Raw genomic sequence first — 21,032 nt, forward strand, 5'->3', positions numbered from 1 at the left:
AGAGAAGATGCAAGGGTGATGCAAGGGTGATGCAAGGGTTTTAAGAGATTCTAGCAGATTTAAGTGCATTTGGGAAGCTCTCAATCAAGCTAAAAGCCCTTTCCTGTAAGGTTTTTACCATTATTCAGCAAACCCTACTTACTTTAAGGTGAGCTTTAGCTAATCTTTGTCTAGCTTTTTGACGATTTTTACTTCCCTTTTTCTTTTTAGATAATCGCCTTTGAAGTCGTTTTAATCGTTTCTCAGACTTTCTCAAGAATTGAGGATTATCAACCTTGTCGCCATTGTGATCTGTATAGAAAGAAGCCAAACCTACATCTAAGCCAATACACTTACCTGATGGTTTAACATCTTCTTTAACGTCACAAGAAAGGACAAATTGACAATAATAACCGTCCGCTCTCCGAATCAACCTAACCCGTTTAATATCGGATTCTTGAAAGTACCCTAAATCCCAAGTTCCTACCAACTTAAGAACACCAATGTTTTTCTTGTCAGTGAACTTAACAGTTTTAGGGCTAAGAAGCTTCCATCCTGATTGTTTGTATTCAACAGAGCGAGATTTTTTAAATTGAGGATACCCCTTTTTGCCTGATACTTTACGTTTACAGTTGTCGTAAAAACGACTAATTGAACTCCAAGCACGTTCAGCACTTGCCTGTCTAGCAGTTGAATTAAGTTCATCGGCAAATTTAAAGTCCTGAGCTAATTCTTTAGAATATCGGTATAAATCGTTCTTACCCGTACCTTTTGTATCCATCCATAACCTTACACATTTGTTACGGATGAATTGAGCAGTACGAATAGCATCGTCTATGGCTTGATACTGTTGAGTTTTAGCTTTAACTTTAAACTCTAAGACAAACATTTTACCCACGGGGTACTTAGACAAAATCAGTATAGCACAATAAAAGTTAAGTTAACAAGATATAGTTTAAAAAGCCGTCCTAAAAGGACGGGGCTTTAACCCAAAATTTCGGTAACTCGATCAACTGACTTTATGACCTTGCCTCTCGATGTTCCCACGGCGATTAATCAACGTCGTTCTATTAAAAATTTTACCACCGATCCGATCGCCCCAGAACTGCTGAAAACCCTGGTAGAATTAACCGTTGCCGCACCTAGTAGTTTCAACATCCAAGATTGGCGAATTATTTTAGTACAAGATGAGGCACAAAAGGCCGCTTTAGCCGAGGCCGCTTGGGGACAAAAGCAAATTATCCAAGCGCCGGTTACTTTTGTTTTCGCTGCCGATGCTGCCGCAGGAGGGGGAGATCTAACTCCCATCTATGAACAGGCTCTCAGTATAGGTGCCTGGGGCGAAGGCACGGTAAAATATTTTCAACAGGCAATCCCGGGATTTCAAAAGGATTTGGGCGAAAAAACCCGGGAATACGCGATTAAAGATGCCATGATCGCCGCCACTCATCTGGTTTTAGCTGCCGAAAGTCTCGGTTTATCTAGTTGTTTTCTCAACGGTTGGATCGAGGACAAGGTAAAAGCTGTCATTGGTGCTGCCGATCATCCCCATCTGGCGATCGCTGTTGTCGTTCCCATCGGTTACGCGGCGGAACCACGGCTTAATCCGGGGCGTTTACCCTTAGATTACAATGTTTTTGTGGATCGCTTGGGTAATCCCTATCAAATCTAAACTTTAGCGATGACTTTCTCTCCCTCAGCTTGGTTAACGCCCTTTTTTAACACTCCCCTTTGGCGCGCTGGGGGAGTGTCGATCACTCTTGGTTGGACTATTGGTATTCTTGTACTGTTTGTTCTTGTCACCTGTCTGACGATCGCTTTTAAAAGTTTACTAAAAAATCGTCTGCTGAAAAGTATCGGTTTTGATGAAGGTAATCGAGAAGCGATCGCAACTCTGGCTAGTTTCGCTTTTGGGGCTTTTGGTTATATTATCGCCCTACAATTGACTGGATTCAATCTCGCTTCGATCGCTGTTTTAGCCGGTGGTTTGGGGGTGGGTATCGGTTTCGGTTTGCAGGAGTTAACCAAAAATCTCACCAGTGGTTTAACTTTGTTGGTGGAACGCAAGTTAAAAGTGGGCGATTTTATCGAATTTGAGCAAACAAAGGGTTATATCCGGGAAATATCGATTCGTTCCACCACCATTCGCACTGTTGATGGTGCAGAGTTAATCGTTCCTAACACAATCTTAACTAGCAATCGCGTCCAGAATTGGCATTATCCCGACTCGCGCATTCGAGTCATTGTGCCGGTGGGAGTTGCCTACGGTACAGACCCTTTGATAGTGACGGAAATTCTGCTGCAATCAGCCTATATGTCGGTAGAAATTGCCTTTAATCCGCTTCCCAAGGTGATTTTTAACGGTTTTGGTGATAGTGCTTTAAATTTTGAGTTGTGGGTATGGGTGGAAAAAGTCGAACGGGCCGTTTTTATGAGAAGTTCCCTACACTTCATTATCGAGCATAATCTGCGTCATCGGGGCATAACGATTCCTTTTCCCCAGCGAGAGTTATGGTTGCATAATACCGACAGTTTTGAGGCAGTTAAGGAACAGGATCAGGAGATAGTTAAACCTTCAAAACCGCTATCGTTAAAAGAAATGTTATTGGAGGTGAGTTACTTTAAACATTTTAACGATCTGCAATTGCGTGTATTAATTGAAATGGGTTGTCGTAAACATCTGCATGACGGGGATATTTTAATTAGACAGGGAGAAAGAACTAATTATTTCTGTATTGTTTTGCAGGGACAAATGGATGCTTTTTATGAAAACGATAAAATCAGTCGTAAGATTTTTACTTTTAATAAAGGTCAATATTTTGGGGAATTACCGTTAATGTTAGAGGTTCCCTATCCCACCACTATGCAAGCAGTGGGGGAAACCTTGTTATTTTTGCTCGATCGTCAGGGGTTTCAGCATCTTATCACTACTTATCCGGCTCTAGCGGAGGAATTCACTCAGGCAATCGCCCAACGTCAGGAGGAATTGGGCGAATGTCAGCAGAAATTGCGAGAAATGGGGCTTTTAGACTCGGAAGACCTGAAAAATCCCGTCTCTTGGCTGCGACAACGGTTAAAGAGCTTTTTTGCGGCTTAAAAGGGGATGAGAACAGATTTACAGCCTTTCTCCTATAGCAGTTATCTTAATGATGAGGTACGAAACTGAGGATAGGGAGTCGCTACCTGCGGACAACTGGTAAGATATCCCTGTTGTTTTCAGGGATGAGAAGATGTGGACTTCCAAACCCCCTCATACTCCCAGTCAAACCAAAATTTCAGTTATACTTCATCTATTTTAGCTTTTAATAGCAGGCTAGGGAAAAATCCTAAAATCCGAAAGAATAACCGATTTTTAACTTTAATTGACTTTGAGCATGGCCATTAGTGGCAATATCTCCCTCGATACCCCAATCGATCACACCTTGGCGATTAATTTGCTGACGAATTCCCATACCAGTGCGAATTAAAACGCCACCATTACTATTATCGCCGGTAATTACGCCCAATTCTGCTAAAAAAGTGCGATCAAAACGTTTCGGATAACCAATCGGTCGCGAATAACCGAGAATGGCAGCGGGTAAAAAAGATCGATCGCCGTTATCGGGGTCAGTTTTTATGTTTAAATCGAGATTAAGATGCAGGCGATGGAATTGACCAACAGTTTTACTGGCAATTCCCCGCAGACGAAAATCTAATCCCCTAGCATTATTTCCCGTCGGTAATCCTAAATCGGTACGAATAGCAAAAGCGGGAACATTATCGTATTCACGATTGAAATTATAGAAAAAACCTACAGATAAATTTCCCACATCAAAATCCGTATCATCACTATTAACTCGACCTCCCACCTGCGGATCGATGCCGATAATAATATGACCATTGCGAATAATACCGTTGAGGTATTCAATATCAAAATCACCCCCAAGATTACTATTTTCAGGAAAGACTAGACTTCCTCCAAATTCTATCGATTTTTCCCCAAAACCAAGACTTTCAGCATCATCAAAAGAAAGGGGACGACCGGAATCAAGATTGTTATGATCGTTGGCAAAAACTGGATTAGTAAAACTGGCAACTAAACCCACAGCAATTAATAAAAATCTTCTCATTTTTTCAGTTCCTCTTGATCATTGCTGTCGTCAGGTTTTTTCTCTGTATTAGGAGGGTTTTCTGGAGAGTAATTTTCGTGATTATGGTGTTGGTGATCTCCCCCCTCATCTCCCTGAGAATTATCAGGTTTTTTCTCAGAATTATGAGGATTGTCGTGATTATGACCTTCGTGAGAAATATCTGCTGGCATTAATCCCATCCCCGGAATTCCTGACTCAAAACGATGATCATGTAGTCCTTCACCACCATAATTTTTTCCTGCTGCCATTCCTTGATGATTAGCGGCCATTACTAACCAAATAGCGCGGGTAATTTGTTCGTCTTTTTGTTGGGGAGTTAGCCAATCTGATGCCAGAATATCATTAACCATATCGTGTAACATATGCAGGTTATCGAAGGTGTTAGATATTGCGGGAAAACGTCGGGCAAACTTGGGACTAAGTTCGGCAAACATCGGCATAAAAGCTCGATCGGTGCGATACAATTCCTGACTATGGTATTGTTTTCCTACCTGTTTATAAGCTTGTTTTTGTTCTTCTAGCGTCTTCTCATAGAGCAAGTCATACATTGTTCCTTGTAACCAATGGTAGCCCCAAAATAAGCCATTAACTTTCGGATATTTCTGGCGAAAGGCTTTAGAATAAGGCTGGGAATCCAGATAACCCATATTCATCGGTAATCCCGTAATCGCATAGGGAACTTTTGTCAAGTAAAATTGATATAATTTTTCAATTTCCGCCTCTTTTTCCTTGTTGGTTAATTTGCTGCTGGCTAAAACATCAACGGTTTGAGCATGGAAAATATGCGCCCACTCGAAAACCTGTTCTAAAACACCGTATTTTCTGCCAAAAGTTGGGGAAATATTACCCTCGTCGGGCATAAATTTAGGCGGATTTTTTAAAACCCAATTAATTTTTTGGTATGTCTTAGTTTCTAAATATTTCGCTTTTCCCGTTACGATATCTTCGTAAGCAAAGGCATGACCAACAGCGATCGCATTCAAATCTAAAGCTAAATCTCTGACATTATAAATTGCATTGTTATAAACCCCTCTTTGGGGATAAATATGATTACGTTGCTTGTTATACATCCAAGCTGGTATATCGTCAGGAATTGCTTGTAAAGTCTGAGTTTGAGGTGAATCAAGATGTAAATGTTGAGCAATTACAGGAGTAGAAATCAGTGCTACAGTTACCAATAAAATCAACTTTTTCATGATAGTTAAACCTTGAGATTAGGGCAAATAAATTGATCGTCTTTTACAGGTGTATCCGTCCATTCTTGCAGGGTTTCGGTTAATTGTTGACGCAATAAAAGCAATTGTTCCACTTGTTGATCGATCTCAGCAATATGTTTAATTAATTTTTCTTGAATATCTCCACAGGGTAACTCACCATGGTCATGAATTACTAAACATTCGCGGATCTCTTGCAGACTTAAACCCAAAGATTGTAATCTTTTGACAAACAGCAAGCGATGGACAGTATCGGGAGTAAATAGGCGAAATTGTCCCTCTGTCCTCTCAGGGGACTGAATTAGTCCTAATTCCTCATAATAACGAATCGTTTTAATCGAAACACCACTTTCTAGGGAAAGTTGACCGATTCTGAGCATTATTTTTGCTCCTTAATCCTATCGTTACCCTATTATAAAATCTCCCCCTGACTGGAGAATCAAGGGGGGGGAAAGAAATATTTTTTTAACTGACTTTACACTCAACTCCAAAACCGACCAAGAGAACTTTTTCCAAGGGGTCCCCCTCCTGGGGACGTTGATAGTTAATAATTTTGCGAATTCGCAGGTCTGGATTGATTAAAGTAATTGAATCCACGGAAACACTGCGAGTATAATTGGTGGTCATTAATAACTCTCTGGTAGTGGAATCAAAGCGAAAAGCGGAGATAATTGGTCTTGCTTCTTCGTAGGCGCGATCACGAATATAATCCCCTTCTAAATAACCGTTATTTTCTGCTTTAACCACAAATAAAAGATTAAGATTTTGTCGCACTTCTTCCCCTTTTTCCGAGATGGTATAGAAACCTAAATTAAACCCGGGGATACTTTCTAAATCCGCAATATCAGGATAGTTATTATCTGTCAGAACTTTCTGTTTAATCTCCCTAGTCAGGGGTTGAATGAGGAATTCAGTACGGGAACGTTCCACTTCTTGAGCAGCTAGATAATGATAGGTTCTTTCCGTTTGCCAACTACCGACACAATAGACAAAAAATTGCTCAAAAACTTCGGTATTCATAGACTTAATTCTCCTCTTGTCAGTATTTTAATTTTGAGTTATTTTATCAGTAACTTGTTCCCGATTTTCAAAACCATAACAATCTCGAACAAGATAAAGTGGCCGGCCCTTTACTTCTTCATAAACCCTGCCAATATATTCGCCAATAATACCAAGAGTCAGTAATTGAATCCCTCCTAAAAATAAGATAGCAACCATCAGAGAAGCGTACCCGGGTACATCGATTCCTAAAATAATAGTCCTAAGAATTAAAAAACTAGCATAAACAAGACTAACAAGTGCAATGATAAATCCTACATAGGTCCAGACTTTCAGAGGTAAAAAACTAAAAGAGGTAATACCATCGATGGCAAAATTCCATAATTTCCAGTAATTCCATTTAGTTTGTCCTTGATACCGGGGTTCTCGATCGAATAAAATTGATGTCTGTTTATATCCCACCCAAGCAAATATTCCTTTCATAAATCTTTGACGTTCGGGCATCTTTTTAATTGATTCTACCACTCGGCGATCAATCAAACGAAAATCTCCCGTATTAGGGGGAATAGGAACCCGACTTAATTTATTAATGACTTGATAGAACCCCCCAGCGGTTAAACGTTTCAACCAACTTTCGCCAATTCTAACCCGACGGGACGCATAAACCACATCATAACCCTCGTGCCATTTTTCGATCATTTCGGCAATTAATTCTGGCGGATCTTGTAAATCAGCATCAATAGGAATAACTGCCATTCCTTGACTGTAATCAATTCCTGCTGACATGGCAATATCTTTGCCAAAATTACGGGATAAATTAACCACTTTAATTTGTGGGTAACGTTGATGATATTCCAGGAGATTTTTGAGAGTATTGTCACGACTACCATCATTGACGCAAACGACCTCATAACTGGTATTTAGTGTCTCTAAAACAGCTAAAAGTCGCCCAAAGAGAGCATCGATATTTTCTTCTTCGTTATACAGAGGAACAACAACAGATATTTTCACTGGTATTTGATTTGATAGCATATTAATTGACAAAAAACTAGAGAAATTGTCTAACAAATATCAGCAGTCAAAACTTGTTCGTACTTAGTGGCTGCTTGCTGCCAAGTATAATTATCTTCGATTAACTTGCGAGCATTTCTAGATAATTTTTCTCGTAACTCTGCCGATTCAAAAAGACTACTAATCGCCGTACAATATTCCTCAATACTATTAGCCCTTAAGGCTGCTAAAGGAACATGATTTCCTTCCACTGTTAACCCTTCTAAACCTCGATCGCTGGCCACCACCGGCACCCCTGCGGCCATAGATTCTAGGGTTTTAAACTTCATTCCAAAACCCGTTCTTAGGGGAATAACTGCCACAGTTGCCTGATGAAGATAGGTGGTCATTGATGGTACTCGTCCCGTCACAATCACTCCTTTTAACTTAGTTAATTCTTGCACTTCTAGGGATGGATTAGCACCGACTAGAGTTAAAGTAGTCTCGGGGTAAGTAATTTGAATACGAGGTAAAATTTCCCTAGCTAAAAAACAGGCCGCATCGATATTAACCCAATAATCTAACCCACCGATAAAAACTAAATTATGTCCAGCAGGATCCTGGGAACGATAGGGAAACAAATCTAAATCTACTGCATTAGGAATTAAATAAATCTCTCCATTGGGGGCAAATTCTTCCATTTGTTTTTGATCATCATCGGTAGTGACGACAATTTTTGAGAATTTCTGCACAGTTTTTTGTTCGTAGCGACCCATGAGAGGAAGGTAGAGACGATCCCGTAATTCTTGACTAGAAACCCCAATTTCTAATTGACTTTTGCAGGTTTGATAGAGGGAACTATGCACATCAATTACTGTCCTAATTTGCTGTTGCCATTGGGGACGAATATAAATTTCATTAACACTATGTTCACTGGTAATTACTGAGAATTTTTGACTATTAACTGCCCTATCTATCCAGTTCTGCATCTCTTGAGAATAGCCAAAAAGTACATTGGGAGGGGTTCCCGTTTGCAGGAATTGAGCTAATCTTTGCAGTTTAGCAATTATTCCAGTTTTGGCATCTCGAGGACGGGGAAAAACTACCAATTCACTAACAAAGTTACCTAACTTTTCTACCTCCTCATCGCTGACATCAGCAGTACGCTGAACGATGAGAGTAATATCATGATTTTTGCTGAGATACTTGAGTAAATTAAAAGTTCTGCCCTGAGTTCCCCCTCTGGTTGGTGGATAGGGGAAGGCGGAACTAATCATTAAGATATTCATAGCTATTCCTCTAAACGATTTTCTACCATCATGCGGACAATATCAGTCATTTTGTATTGTGCTTGCCAACCTAATTTTTCCTTAGCTTTGTTGGGATTGCCGCGACTAATGGCTAAATCTGTTGGTCTTAATAAACTTCGATCGGAAATTACATGATCTTGCCAATTTAATCCCACAGTAGCAAAAGCTGTGGCCACAAAATCCTCCAGTTTTGAACTTTCTCCCGTGGCAATGACGTAATCATCGGGTTGCTCCTGTTGCAGCATTAAATACATCGCTTCAACGTACTCCGGTGCCCAACCCCAATCCCTTTGAATATCCATATTTCCTAAGTGTAAAGTCTCGGGACTTCCTTGGGCAATTCTAGCCACGGCAGCAATAATTTTTTGGGTAACAAAGCGCTCGGGACGCAGGGGAGATTCATGATTGAAAAGTATGCCTGAACAGGCAAAAATTCCGTAGGCTTCTCGATAATTAGCCACTTCCCAAAAAGCCGCCGATTTGGCCACAGCGTAGGGACTGCGAGGACGAAAAGGGGTATTTTCGTCGGCAGAATTATCGCCGATATCCCCGAAACATTCACTCGATCCTGCATTATATAATTTAATTTTTGCTCTGGTAAATCGAATTGCTTCTAAGAGATTTAAGGTTCCCGTGGCAATACTTTCTAAGGTTTCCACTGGCTGCTCGAAGGATAAACCCACAGAACTTTGTCCAGCCAAATTATAGACCTCATCGGGCTGAATTTTAATTAACACCTGTAGGACACTGCGAAAGTCATTCAGTGCCATTGATTCTAGTTTTACCTGTTCCTTGATTCCCAAACGTTTCAGGTTACTAAAAGAGGACATTTGGGCATCCCGGGAGGTGCCACAAACTGTATAGCCGGCTTTTAACAGTAATTCGGCTAGGTAGGCTCCATCCTGCCCCGATATACCACAAATTAACGCTTTTTTACTCATTTATTTACAATAATTTACTTTTGAGGGTTTAACATCGCCTTGGCGGCCTCGCTTAAATAACCGATTTGTCCGTAGGCATAGAGAAGATTATCAAAGCTTTTAGCGGGATCATTGATAAATTTGACATATTTAACCAATCCTCTCACCAAACGCTCACCTCCTCGCCTAAATTGAGCCAATCCCGTCCTTCCTGCCACTTCTTCCCGGTAGTGTTCGCTGATGCCTTGCCACCAACTACGACGCATAAACCATTGACGATTGATTCTTTCCGGGGCAACATTGTGTTCCACCAATGCTGCGGGAAAATAGCCTACTTGCCATCCCTGGGCGAGTGCTAGTTCTGTAGTGTATAATTCCTCGTTAGAAAGAAGTTTTTTACCAATTCTTCCCAAATTAGGGTCAAAACCGCCAATCTTCTCCAAGAAATCTCGCCGGATTGAGTAATTAACCCCTCGCGGAGTTAAATCCGCTTGGCTGATATATACCACATTGTCGCCCAAATCGAAAGCCCCTAAACCCCCTGCTAACTCATCGGATAACCAATTGGGTTGACTGTAGCCTTGCGGCCAAATTAAGGTGACTTTTCCCCCTGCTACTGCCAGTTTTTGGTTATTTTCGTAGGCATTTAACAGAATTTGCAACCATTGAGGACTTGCGATCGCATCGTCATCCAAATAGGCTAAAATCGGCGCTCTAGTTTCCTTCGCCCCGCGATTTCTGGCGGTAGATAGCCCTAAAATAGGTTCGTAAACGTATTTTAGTCGCCCATCTCCCAGACGCGACTGGGCCACTTGACGGGTTTTATCGGTAGATGCGTTATCAACCACTAAAATCTCACAATCTGCGCAAGTTTGCGCCAAAAGACTATCGATCGCTCCTGCTAGGTAGTGATCGCGGTTGTGGGTACAGATAATCCCTGCTATTTTAGGAGCCATGGCTATCAAGGTTACTCATTCAATACCCTAAAACTTAACATTCCTTTGGAAAAATGTAAAAATACTTTTAAAGCCGTCAGCCGTCAGCCGTCAGCCGTCAGCTAGACAATAGTGATGATAACTAGAAAAATGGCCAATTAATTGCCGGTTCTTCGGTTTGTGTTATGCAATAGACGGGGTTATAAGAGATGAAACCATTATAGAGAAAGACATTTGGCTATTTTTGTCAATTGTTTTCCATCTAGAACGAACTAATCAATTAAGTCTCTGGCCAAATAAGGATGTAGTCTATTTATGCCACCCGCTCGAACCATACCAAGTAACGAAGAGCCTAATTGCCTTTCTCAAGTAACAAGCTGATAACTGATAACTGATAACTGATAACTGATAACTGATAACTGAAATATTATGCCAAAAGTAAGTGTTTGTATTCCCACCTATAACCGCGCCGATTATCTCAGCTATTCGATTAATACTGTGTTGCGGCAGACCTATGAAGATTTTGAGTTAATTGTCTGTGATGATGGTTCTTCTGATCGTACCCCAGAAGTGGTGGCAGCATTTCAGGATTCGAGAATAATTTATCTGCGTCATCCTCAAAATATTGGCAGAAGTTTAAATATGCGATCGGGTTTTACGGCTGCTCGGGGAGAATATTTTATTAAATTCGATGATGACGATGGACTAACTCCTGAATTTTTAGCGAAAACTGTCCCTATTTTAGATCAAGAAAAAAACGTTGATTTTGTCTGTACAGATCACTGGATTATTGATAGATTTGGACAAAGAGTTGCATCAGCAACAAAAAAAAATTCAGCGAAATGGGGCAAAGATAGATTACAACAAGGGATTATTCCTGATTTAGAAAGACAAACTTTTTCCTGTAAAAGTTTACAGGTGGGTTCGACTCTTTTTCGTTATCAATCTTTAGCCGATGTGGATTATATGCGCCCTCAGGCGGATGGTTGTGAAGATTTTGATTTATTAGTGCGTTTAGCTTTAGCGGGAAAACAAGCTTATTTTCTGCCAGAATTATTAATGGAATATCGTTTCCATGGGGGGCAAACTAGCTTAAAACAAGCGGTTCACTTTTTGCAAGCAAACTTGTTTTGTACAGAAGGTTATCACTTTAATGATGTAAAATTAGAAGAAGAAAGAGTGAAAAGGACGGCTTTTTTACAGGAATGTTTGGGGATAAAATTAATTGAAAAGGGAGAAACCGAAGCCGGGCGAGTTTTAATAGAAAAAGCCTCGAAATTGTCAGGAAAATCCCGACGGGCCAGACTGGGTTTACTGCTTTCCTATTTACCTCTAAACTTGAGACAATTGGCTTTTCAAGGTTTCCGTCAACTACGTCCCAAAGATTACGCCGAACAGGTGAGAGCCGTGTAAACGATAACTTATAAGTAGGTAGGTGTTAAAAATTGTCAGACACCCCCCTTATCAAGGGGGGATTAAGGGGGTATCGAAGGCAAAATCTATCTTCTATTTAATTAGAACCACTTACTTAGCAGTTATCTTAATGGTGACAAGATAGGAAGTTTTCCTTTTGGGGATTGGGTCGTCGATACCAAATTAGGTTACACTTCATCTTTGTGGGAAAAGCCGCCAGTTTTTTAATTTAACTATCTATGGATACTATTCACGTTAGGGGAATTCGTGCCTACGGTTACACAGGATATCTGGCCGAAGAACAGGTTTTAGGTCAATGGTTTGAGGTAGATTTATCCCTAGAAGTTGATATCAGCATTGCTGGCAAAAGTGACGCGATTGAAGATACTCTAGATTATCGACAGGCGATCGAAATTGTCAAACACCAGATTGAAACCAGCAAATTTGCCCTAGTGGAAAAATTGGCCACGGTTATCGCTGAGGATATCCTACAACTCGATCGAGTGCGACAGGTAAGAGTACAATTATCGAAACCTGCCGCCCCAATTCCCCATTTCACCGGTAAAATCACCATCGATATCACTAGATCTCGTTGAGTTTACGGGTATTATCGACTAAACTTCGCGCAAAAGCGTCAAAACGTTGGGAAAGCTTCTCGTCAAGGATTTCTCCTTCTTCGTTGAAGACTTTCCACGCTTGTCCTAAACCAATTTGTTCCGGAATTACCCAAGCGTGAACCCAACGGAGAATGATTCTTAAATCATTTAGGGCGTTACTATTGGATTGGCCGCCTAAAACACTGATTAATCCGGCAACCTTTCCCGATAACTCCTCAAAACTCATTAAATCTAGGGCATTCTTCATCACACCACTGACACTGCCATGATACTCCGGTGTCGCCAAAATTAATCCCGCTGCCGATTTAACCGTTTGCTGCATTTTGGCCACATCGGGATAGTCAGAATAGTCATCTCCCCCGTTACAGAAGGGTAAAGAGAGTTTTCTCAGGTCAATTATCTCCGTTTCTACTCCTAACCCCTGTACTCGACTGATAGCAACTTCTAACGCCATCGCACTATAGGATCCGGGGCGTAAACTGCCATTAATACCAACGATTTTGATCATAGAACTTATACAAACTCATAACGACTACATATAAGCTAACAAAAAAAGAGACAATTGGGGAAGCTTAGTTAAAAAAATATGTCGATGGGGCGGAGGGGGCGATCGATCTAAGTTTTAATGAGAGTAGAAAGAAAGATTTATTCCATTTCCCCTCATTGCCATGCCAGAATTTCTCGATTTTCTCAAACATAAATACGCCTATGTGGCTATTGGTGAATTCAAACCGGGGTGTTTTTCCGAGGCCCAAAAACTCTACGAAAAGGCCGTTTCCACCTATTCTACGGGATTCCAGGGGGCTTTTCTGCTGCAAAAACCCGGAACCGACGAAGGAATTGCCGTGATCATCTGGGATAAAATCGATGATATGGAGGCAAATAAAAGCGAAGCCCACGAATTATTGCTGAAATCCATGGCTCCTCTGTTTGCGAAACCGCCTGTCACCGATTTTTATGAAGTATGTAGCGAGATAGAAGGTTCCCCCATTTAGGGATAATGTTTCTTTTCGGTGGCGATTAATTTGGCGGCTAAAACCCCGCCTAGGAAACCAAATAAATGTCCTTGCCAAGAAATCCCCGGACGGGAAGGCAAAACGCCCCAAATTGTGCCACCGTAGAGTAAAAAGACTAGAATTGACAAGAGTATAGAAGGAATATTTCTTTGGAAATAGCCCCGCAGTAATAAAAAACCTAAATAGCCAAAAATCAAGATACTTGCCCCGATATGAATGGATCCGGGAGCAGCAAATAACCAGACTCCTAACCCCCCCACCAGCATAGTCAACCCAGTCACAATAAAAAAGTCACTGGTTTCCTGTAACATCACCAACCAACCGAGAATCAGGAAAGGAACCGTATTAGCGATAAGATGGGGAAAGTCACCGTGTAGGAAAGGTGCGAAAAGAATACCCCGCAATCCGATGACTTGATGCGGAATAATCCCGAAAATGTCTAAACTGCCCCGAAAAACAAATTGATCTAAAATCTCTAACAGCCAAAAAATCGCCACAAAAGTAGCGAGGATTATTGCTTGGGTTTTTATTTCTTGCCGAGATCCTTGACTCATAAGATTGATGGATGAGCTATTTTTTCCCATTATAGCCCCCAGATCAGTTATCAGTTATCAGTTATCAGTTATCAGTGATTCAGTTACCAGTTATCAGGTGTGAGTTACCAGTTATCAGGTGTGAGTTATCAGTTTACTGTTTACTGATCACCGAAAAAAGCACCCCAAACCCTAGGGCTGATCATAGTAGCTTGATTCATGAATAAACTCATAGTAGCTTGATTCATGAATCAAGCTACAAAGCACGACGTTTTGAAAAATTTTCAGATATTTATTCCGAGAAATCGACTAAAAACATTACCAGATAAAGATTTGAGAGAATGACATTTGAGAGAATGAAACGACCCTACCCCACACCCTGCCACCAGAAAAACCTTTTTCAGTAAGTCCTAATTAGCTTACTTTTACTGTGGGACAAAGAGAGGCTAATTGACAGGAAAAACAAGCGGGATTTCTTGCTTTACAAACCGCCCGGCCGTGGTAAATAATACTAATAGAAAAAGTTTCCCAATCCGGTTGAGGTAGTAAAGCCATTAAATCCCGTTCAATTTTCACCGGATCGTTATTAGTAGTTAAACCCAAACGATTACTTAAGCGCTTAACGTGGGTATCTACTGTCACCCCCTCAATAATCCCGTAAGCGTGAGCGAGTACCACATTAGCCGTTTTTCTAGCTACCCCGGATAAAGTTAATAATTCCTCCATTGTCTTGGGTACTTCCCCCTGAAAATCCTTGAGGATTTTTTGACAAGCACCCTGAATATTTTTAGCTTTATTGCGATAGAATCCCGTGGAACGAATGAGAGTTTCTAACTCCTCTCGCTCGGCAAAAGCTAAGGATTTAGCATCGGGAAAACGAGCGAATAAAGCAGGAGTCACCTTATTTACCCGCTCATCAGTGCATTGTGCCGAGAGAATCACTGCCACCAATAACTGCACGGGAGTTTGATAATTTAAGCTACAGGTTGCCTCTGGATATAATCGCTTTAAGTTGCTTAAAATTTCTAGGGCGCGCAGTTGAACTTCAGTTTTTTTTCGAGAGGCTATCACTGGAATAAATCCTGAAAAACTGCTAGGTTAGCCGTGTCGCGCACGATTAAGAAAACTCCTAATCCTAAGAGTAAAACTAGACCTGTTTGCATGATGTTATCTTGCAGTTTAGTCGGGAGAGGTTTACCTACCAAAGCCTCGATTAATAAAAATACTAATTGACCGCCATCAAGAGCAGGTAAAGGCAGAATATTAATTACCGCTAAGTTAATACTAATTAGGGCGGCAAATTGAAAAAGATTACCCGCATCATTACGAGCGATTGCCGCTCCATATTCGACAATTTTAACTGGTCCTGCTACCTGTTGAACACTCTCTTTGAAGTTACTAACTAACTGCCCAAAACCTTGAACGGTTAATAGGGTTAATCGTTGAAATTCACCCGCACCCAAGCTAAAAGCTTGCCCAAAATTATCGGCTTTCAGGCGAGTTTCTTCACCGTTAGGAGCCAATCTAACCCCAATTTTACCCTGACCATCACTTCCCAATTCAGGAGTAACGATTAAATTGATCGTTTCTGTCGGGCGTTTGATGGTTAATTTTAGGGGTTGATCGGGGGAAGATTGAATAATGTCACGGAAGTCAATAATGGCATTTTGAGAAGCACCAAGGGGCTGATCATTGATAGCGAGAACAATATCCCCCGCTTGCATTCCCGCTTGTTTAGCGACGGAATTTTCAGCCGTAAAAACCTCTGGAATAATTACCCCTTCTTGATAGTTAATTTGGGGAAAACCCACCGTAGCGACTTGGGTAACAAGCAAAAAATAGGCAAAAATTAAATTAGCAATTACTCCCGCACTAATGACGATAGCTCGATCGAAAACAGGACGATTGCGTAATAAATCAGGATCGTTATTGGGAATTTGACTATCGGGATCGTCATCGGGAAAACCAACGTAACCCCCTAAAGGAATGGCGCGGAGGGCGTATTCCGTTTCTTTACCTTGATATTTAGCTAAAGCTGGACCAAAACCGATGGAAAAGCGATTAACATGGATAGATTGCCAACGAGCAGCGGCAAAATGACCCAATTCGTGAACGACAATTAATAGGGCAAGTACACCGATCGCTATTAAAACTGACATGATGATCAAATTATAATGACTTAGCTTTTGTTTATTGTAAGCGATCCTCTTGGATAGATTTCAAAAAATCTGGAGTTATCGCTAATTTTTCGATCATTTATGATAGAAGTGATCTTAACTGCCTAATCTGACCCAACGGAGAGCGATCGATGCCTTTGAGTGAGCGCGCCCAGCAATTAATCCCAAAAGCGAGAATCATCAGTTTCGCTAATTGGCCCTATCAGCAATCAGCGATCGCTATTTGGCAACAAGCGGATGATCAAACTCGCTATCTCAGCGATAGCGATTTAGATACTATCGTCAATTTAGAGCCTGATTTACTTGTTTATAGTCAACAAGCTCGAAAACTGCGGGATAATGCTAATAGTATCGTTGATAACGATCGGGCGATGATTTCGGCCTTAGAAGCCTTAAAACAATACAGCTTAGAGTATTTTAGCGACTCAGAGAAAAACGCAATTACTACCTATTTTGATCACTTAATTACGGTTATGAAAAAGTTTTAAAACTGCGGCATTTAATCTGTGTTAAAATAATCAAGTCAACAGTTGAAAATGCCGCTCACCGAGGTTAAAACCCCGTTGAAACTCTCAAATCATCGGCGCAGGTGAGCCTCTGAGGGCCAGCCAAAACCTTGAGTGATCGCCCAGCGGGTTGAGGTAGTTGATAAAATAAGGGAGATCAAACCTCTTGCATAATTAATTTTTGAGGGTTCAAAAACGGCACAAATAAGGATTAAATTGCCTAAAATCTATAAATAGACCATTTAATTGATTATTATTCATTCGTAATTCTCCTGGCTACTGACTCCTAACCCTAACAACAATTTTTGATTTTTACAAGAGGTCTATTCTATGGATGCCAAAGCGAAATTATTAGAATTGATCGCTGGTAGAAATCGCGGACTCCTGGCCACGGAAAGCGACCGTGTGCGGATTTTAGCGGCGATCGAACAATTGGAGGATCACAATCCCCATCCCCATCCCCTCGAAGTTAAACAACTATTAGGGGGCAATTGGCGTTTGCTATTCACCAGCAGCCGCAACATTCTGGGAATAGATCGCCTACCTTTTTTTCAATTAGGGCAAATTTATCAATATCTCGACCTGAACAAGGCCAAACTCTACAATATCGCCGAAATTATCGGCGTACCTTGGCTAGAAGGGGCAGTAATCGTCTCCGCTACCTTTGAACCCACATCCGAGCGTCGGGTAATGGTCAAATTTGAGCGCTCGATTTTCGGTCTGCAACGTCTTCTCAATTATCATTCTCCCCAAGAATTTATCGAAGCGATCGAGAGTGGCAAAAAATTTCCTCCCCTCGATTTTTCTTTCAATAATCGCCAACAAACAGGTTGGCTCGATATCACCTATCTCGATGAAGATCTCCGCATCGGCCGCGGCAGCGAGGGCAGCGTCTTTATTCTCGCTAAGGAAAAAACCTAACTTACAGAGCTATTCAGGAGACTCCGAGACTCCGAGACAGCTTTTATGTATTCTCCCCACTACCCCACTACCCCACTACCCCACCTCCCCACTACCCCACTACCCCACCTCCCCACTTGCTGCTCCCTTGCTCCCTTGCTCCCCCAGATGAATGCCCCGATCGGTTAGAATCAAAATATGGGAAAAAAATTATTTATTTTCGGGAACCTTTACTGAATTCTCCCGTCCTCAAGCTCTGAGTGAGGAGTTTATATCCTTAGAGGAAATCCCATGAGTCAATCGATTCCAGCATCTTGGTCACTTGAGGCCAACAAGTCTCAAAACCCCGTGTCCCCTGACAAACTCTCCAACTACGATCTAATTGCACGCTGTCAGGAAGGGTGCCAGCCCGATCGAGCAGCTTTTGCGGAACTGCTGCGGCGCTATCAAGCTCATATTGATAAATTACTCTATCATTTGGCTCCCGATTGGCAAGATCGCGCTGATTTGGCTCAAGAGGTCTGGATTCGCGTCTATCGCAATATTAACCGTCTCCATGAACCCCTCAAGTTCCGCGGTTGGTTAAGTCGCATTGCCACTAATCTTTTTTACGACGAATTGCGGAAACGCAAACGGGTTAATCACCCCATTTCCCTCGATGCTCCCCGGCGCGTGGAAGATGGCGAAATCGATTGGGATATCGAGTCCGATTACCCCAGTCCCGATGAACATCTCACTACCCACGAATTCTACGATCAATTACAGGCGGCGATCGCTGATTTACCAGAAGCTTTTCGGACAACTATTATTCTGCGAGAAATTGAAGGCATGGCCTACGAAGAAATTGCCGAGATCACGGGAGTTTCTTTAGGAACTGTTAAATCCCGCATTGCTCGCGCTCGCGCTAAATTACAATCTGTTTTACAGCCCTATTTTACGGAAGGCTAAATAAAATTGTGGTGATTCGGCACTAACGGTCGAAATGAGGAGTCGTTAAATTTAACTAGCTCCGTGCTGGTAAAAAGTGATTGTATACCGATCGCTTCTGGTCGAGGTCAACCATGAATAATTATCAACCCGAAGACGTTCAATGGATCAAGTCTTTGTTACGTCACGATGACAGCGATTGCAACTCCGCAACCGAGGATATTTTATTCTTAGATGAGGATAACGAAGAAGCTCATCGTTTCGATTTAATTAGTGCCTATATTGATAACGAAGTAACGGTAGAGGAACGGAAGCTAGTTCAGCATTGGTTAGACCATGATGCTGCCGCTAAAAAACTCTATCAGCAGCTCTTGGGATTACAAACTAATTTAAAGCAAATTCCCGTACCGGTTACTATGGCCAGCGACCGATTGGCAGAACAGGTGTTCAGAAAAGTCGATGGTCAGCGTCGTCGGCAATATTATGTTTATGGTGGCGCAATTTTCACCGCTATGGCGATCGCTATTGGCTCCTACTTCGTCTCGGAACGCAATGATCCCCTCTCCCAAATCGCGAGCAGTCCGAGCAGTATTAGCCAAGAGGGAGACCATTTGATGATTGCTCTTAACCATCCGATTATGGAGATTCCCGCAACGGAACAGCCAAAAGAGAATGGCCAAAGGTAAGGTCTATTGAGATAAATGCCAGCATTCTCGTGCGATCGCCCAATCTTCCGCCGTAGCAATTACCATCACTCGCACTTTAGATGTCTCGCTGGCGATATCCTCATCCCGGGGACGAGCGGCATTTTTAGCTAAATCTAACTCTAAACCCAAAAAAGGCCAGCCTTGACTGGCTTTTTCCCGTACTAAAGCTGAATTTTCGCCGATTCCTGCCGTAAATACCAACACATCCAACCCCTCTAGAGAAGCGATCATCGATCCGATTAAACCTTTCAGACGATGAATATACATCTCAAATGCTAATTTTGCCCTCTCGTTGCCTTCGGCCATCGCCGTGGTAATTGCCCGCATATCCCCAGAAATACCGGAAATTCCCTTTAAACCGGATTCTTTATTGAGTAAACTATTTAAACTATCGGGATTATATTGATATTCTCGCTCTAGATAAATCAGAATCCCTGGATCGATCGAACCGCTGCGGGTTCCCATCATCAATCCCTCTAGGGGAGTAAATCCCATAGTAGTATCGATACTTTTACCCCCCTTGACTGCCGATAGGGAAGCACCATTGCCCAGATGACAGATCACCATTTTCAAGGATTCCAGGGGTTTTCCTAACAATTCGGCGGCTCGTTGGGAGCAGTACTGATGACTGGTGCCATGAAAACCATAGCGACGGATTCCCAGTTCACTCCATTGGTAGGGAATGGGATAAAGAGAAGACTCAGGAGGGATAGAACGATGAAAAGCGGTGTCAAACACTGCTACTTGAGGAACATCGCCCAAAACTTGCTCGATCGCCTCAATTCCTTCTAAATGAGCGGGATTATGACTAGGAGCCAGGGGAATCAGCTTTTTAATCGTTTCTTTGACTTGGGGAGTGATGATGGTAGCCTGGGAATATTCCGTGCCACCATGGACAACTCGATGACCGACTATACTAATGTCGGCGAGGTTGGCTACTACCTTAGTTTCGCCAGTGACTAAGGTATCTAACATCCGAGCGATACCCGCCGGACGATCCTGACTAGAAAGATTAATTTCCTGTTTAATTCCCTGAGCTTTTACCGTTAAAACCGCGTAATCAGGGTTAACCGTCCAATCGATCCCCGCTTGCCAAATTGGTTGCGGAGGATGGCCGGGGAGAAACTCTAAATCGTACAAACAACTTTTTTGACTGCTCGATCCCGCATTTAAGACCAGAATTTTCATAAAAAAGCTCAATTAGGAGGTGGCTTGTGCTGATCATCGAAAATTTTGGGTCTGAAACCCCGTCGTAGAACGACGGCTTTACTGTTAAATATTAGCACATTTACGAAATATATGCTAAAATGTGATACATGGAAAAAGCCTATTCGTTTCGATTTTACCCCACACCCGAACAAGAGTCGCTATTGCGGCGCACTTTGGGCTGTGTAAGATTAGTTTACAACAAAGCTCTCCATCTCAGAACACAAGCATGGTATGAAAGACAAGAAAGAGTAGGATATACTGAAACTTCTTCAATGCTAACCGATTGGAAAAAACAAGAAGAATTAGAGTTTTTAAACGAAGTTAGCTGTGTACCTTTACAACAAGGGTTAAGACACCTACAAACAGCTTTTACTAACTTCTTTGCTGGTCTTACTAAGTATCCCAACTTTAAGAAAAAACATCAGGGAGGAAGTGCCGAATTTACCAAATCTGCTTTTAAATTTAAAGACAAACAAATCTATTTAGCTAAATGCACGGAACCTTTACCTATTCGATGGTCAAGACAAATACCAGAAAGCTGTGAACCAAG

General features: G+C 41.8%; 24 protein-coding genes and 1 pseudogene. 11 read left to right on the forward strand and 14 right to left on the reverse strand.

The window, feature by feature from the left end:
- Positions 1-133 precede the first annotated feature (133 nt).
- A pseudogene (locus O9300_RS11320) lies at positions 134-868 on the reverse strand (RNA-guided endonuclease InsQ/TnpB family protein); the annotation flags it as partial.
- A 132-nt stretch (positions 869-1,000) separates the two neighbouring features.
- Between O9300_RS11320 and O9300_RS11325 the strand changes: the two are divergent.
- Positions 1,001-1,651, forward strand: coding sequence for a nitroreductase family protein (locus O9300_RS11325; RefSeq protein WP_287971730.1), 651 nt, complete (start codon positions 1,001-1,003; stop codon positions 1,649-1,651).
- 9 nt (positions 1,652-1,660) lie between these two features.
- Positions 1,661-3,076, forward strand: a complete 1,416-nt coding sequence (locus tag O9300_RS11330) for a mechanosensitive ion channel domain-containing protein (RefSeq protein ID WP_147069992.1) — start codon at positions 1,661-1,663, stop codon at positions 3,074-3,076.
- A 229-nt stretch (positions 3,077-3,305) separates the two neighbouring features.
- On the opposite strand, the gene O9300_RS11335 is transcribed toward O9300_RS11330, so the two are convergent.
- The 8 genes from O9300_RS11335 to O9300_RS11370 form a co-directional block, all read right to left on the reverse strand.
- The gene (locus O9300_RS11335) at positions 3,306-4,088 is read right to left on the reverse strand and encodes a hypothetical protein (protein WP_287971733.1); all 783 of its coding nucleotides are present in this window, start codon (positions 4,086-4,088) and stop codon (positions 3,306-3,308) included.
- Complete coding sequence (locus O9300_RS11340) at positions 4,085-5,305, reverse strand: hypothetical protein (RefSeq protein WP_287971735.1); 1,221 nt, start codon at positions 5,303-5,305, stop codon at positions 4,085-4,087. Before O9300_RS11340 ends, O9300_RS11335 begins: the two co-directional genes overlap by 4 nt.
- Before the next feature lie 5 nt (positions 5,306-5,310).
- Complete coding sequence (locus O9300_RS11345; RefSeq protein WP_002797683.1) at positions 5,311-5,703, reverse strand: MerR family transcriptional regulator; 393 nt, start codon at positions 5,701-5,703, stop codon at positions 5,311-5,313.
- An 85-nt stretch (positions 5,704-5,788) separates the two neighbouring features.
- Complete coding sequence (locus O9300_RS11350; RefSeq protein WP_287971737.1) at positions 5,789-6,343, reverse strand: phycobiliprotein lyase; 555 nt, start codon at positions 6,341-6,343, stop codon at positions 5,789-5,791.
- A gap of 27 nt (positions 6,344-6,370) precedes the next feature.
- Positions 6,371-7,354 (reverse strand): glycosyltransferase family 2 protein, encoded by a 984-nt coding sequence (locus O9300_RS11355; protein WP_287971739.1) that lies wholly within the window; start codon positions 7,352-7,354, stop codon positions 6,371-6,373.
- Positions 7,355-7,383: 29 nt separating this feature from the next.
- The gene (locus O9300_RS11360) at positions 7,384-8,601 is read right to left on the reverse strand and encodes a glycosyltransferase family 4 protein (RefSeq protein ID WP_287971741.1); all 1,218 of its coding nucleotides are present in this window, start codon (positions 8,599-8,601) and stop codon (positions 7,384-7,386) included.
- A 2-nt stretch (positions 8,602-8,603) separates the two neighbouring features.
- Positions 8,604-9,563: a GDP-mannose 4,6-dehydratase gene (locus tag O9300_RS11365; protein WP_287971743.1), complete on the reverse strand. Its 960-nt coding sequence runs from the start codon at positions 9,561-9,563 to the stop codon at positions 8,604-8,606.
- Between the two features lie 14 nt (positions 9,564-9,577).
- Positions 9,578-10,498 carry a glycosyltransferase family 2 protein gene (locus tag O9300_RS11370; RefSeq protein WP_287971744.1) on the reverse strand — a complete coding sequence of 307 codons (921 nt, stop codon included), beginning with the start codon at positions 10,496-10,498 and terminating at the stop codon, positions 9,578-9,580.
- A gap of 157 nt (positions 10,499-10,655) precedes the next feature.
- Here O9300_RS11370 and O9300_RS11375 point away from each other — a divergent pair, with 157 nt between their 5' ends.
- The 3 genes from O9300_RS11375 (at position 10,656) to folB (ending at position 12,486) form a co-directional block, all read left to right on the forward strand.
- Positions 10,656-10,850 (forward strand): hypothetical protein, encoded by a 195-nt coding sequence (locus O9300_RS11375; protein WP_149986226.1) that lies wholly within the window; start codon positions 10,656-10,658, stop codon positions 10,848-10,850.
- A gap of 56 nt (positions 10,851-10,906) precedes the next feature.
- A complete protein-coding gene (locus tag O9300_RS11380; protein WP_149986225.1) occupies positions 10,907-11,890 on the forward strand; it encodes a glycosyltransferase family 2 protein in 984 nt (327 codons plus the stop codon).
- A gap of 239 nt (positions 11,891-12,129) precedes the next feature.
- Positions 12,130-12,486, forward strand: coding sequence for a dihydroneopterin aldolase (folB, locus tag O9300_RS11385; protein WP_287971745.1), 357 nt, complete (start codon positions 12,130-12,132; stop codon positions 12,484-12,486).
- On the opposite strand, the gene O9300_RS11390 is transcribed toward folB, so the two are convergent.
- Complete coding sequence (locus tag O9300_RS11390) at positions 12,473-13,015, reverse strand: NADPH-dependent FMN reductase (RefSeq protein WP_002795706.1); 543 nt, start codon at positions 13,013-13,015, stop codon at positions 12,473-12,475. The genes folB and O9300_RS11390 overlap by 14 nt on opposite strands.
- A 160-nt stretch (positions 13,016-13,175) precedes the next feature.
- Here O9300_RS11390 and O9300_RS11395 point away from each other — a divergent pair, with 160 nt between their 5' ends.
- On the forward strand, positions 13,176-13,502 hold the full coding sequence (locus O9300_RS11395; RefSeq protein WP_002759792.1) for an antibiotic biosynthesis monooxygenase family protein: 327 nt from the start codon (positions 13,176-13,178) through the stop codon (positions 13,500-13,502).
- Here the strand turns inward: O9300_RS11395 and O9300_RS11400 are convergent.
- From O9300_RS11400 to rseP, 3 genes are all read right to left on the reverse strand, one after another.
- On the reverse strand, positions 13,499-14,107 hold the full coding sequence (locus tag O9300_RS11400) for a rhomboid family intramembrane serine protease (protein WP_002804258.1): 609 nt from the start codon (positions 14,105-14,107) through the stop codon (positions 13,499-13,501). The genes O9300_RS11395 and O9300_RS11400 overlap by 4 nt on opposite strands.
- Positions 14,108-14,470: 363 nt before the next feature.
- Complete coding sequence (nth, locus tag O9300_RS11405) at positions 14,471-15,124, reverse strand: endonuclease III (RefSeq protein ID WP_079205679.1); 654 nt, start codon at positions 15,122-15,124, stop codon at positions 14,471-14,473.
- The gene (gene rseP, locus O9300_RS11410) at positions 15,124-16,215 is read right to left on the reverse strand and encodes an RIP metalloprotease RseP (protein ID WP_287971746.1); all 1,092 of its coding nucleotides are present in this window, start codon (positions 16,213-16,215) and stop codon (positions 15,124-15,126) included. Before rseP ends, nth begins: the two co-directional genes overlap by 1 nt.
- Before the next feature lie 149 nt (positions 16,216-16,364).
- Here rseP and O9300_RS11415 point away from each other — a divergent pair, with 149 nt between their 5' ends.
- From O9300_RS11415 to O9300_RS11430, 4 genes are all read left to right on the forward strand, one after another.
- Positions 16,365-16,721, forward strand: coding sequence for a bilin-binding protein (locus O9300_RS11415; RefSeq protein WP_287730162.1), 357 nt, complete (start codon positions 16,365-16,367; stop codon positions 16,719-16,721).
- A gap of 348 nt (positions 16,722-17,069) precedes the next feature.
- The gene (locus O9300_RS11420; RefSeq protein WP_287971748.1) at positions 17,070-17,660 is read left to right on the forward strand and encodes a PAP/fibrillin family protein; all 591 of its coding nucleotides are present in this window, start codon (positions 17,070-17,072) and stop codon (positions 17,658-17,660) included.
- 270 nt (positions 17,661-17,930) lie between these two features.
- Positions 17,931-18,587: a sigma-70 family RNA polymerase sigma factor gene (locus tag O9300_RS11425; protein ID WP_287676571.1), complete on the forward strand. Its 657-nt coding sequence runs from the start codon at positions 17,931-17,933 to the stop codon at positions 18,585-18,587.
- A 113-nt stretch (positions 18,588-18,700) separates the two neighbouring features.
- Complete coding sequence (locus tag O9300_RS11430) at positions 18,701-19,252, forward strand: anti-sigma factor family protein (protein WP_287730160.1); 552 nt, start codon at positions 18,701-18,703, stop codon at positions 19,250-19,252.
- Between the two features lie 3 nt (positions 19,253-19,255).
- On the opposite strand, the gene O9300_RS11435 is transcribed toward O9300_RS11430, so the two are convergent.
- Positions 19,256-20,461 (reverse strand): acetate kinase, encoded by a 1,206-nt coding sequence (locus O9300_RS11435; RefSeq protein WP_287730158.1) that lies wholly within the window; start codon positions 20,459-20,461, stop codon positions 19,256-19,258.
- A 128-nt stretch (positions 20,462-20,589) separates the two neighbouring features.
- On the opposite strand from O9300_RS11435, the gene O9300_RS11440 reads away from it, so the two are divergent.
- A partial coding sequence (locus O9300_RS11440; RefSeq protein ID WP_287971751.1) for an RNA-guided endonuclease InsQ/TnpB family protein occupies positions 20,590-21,032 on the forward strand: 443 nt, incomplete at its 3' end.

The organism is Microcystis sp. LE19-195.1E (genome assembly GCF_027532095.1).
Taxonomy (GTDB): domain Bacteria; phylum Cyanobacteriota; class Cyanobacteriia; order Cyanobacteriales; family Microcystaceae; genus Microcystis; species Microcystis aeruginosa.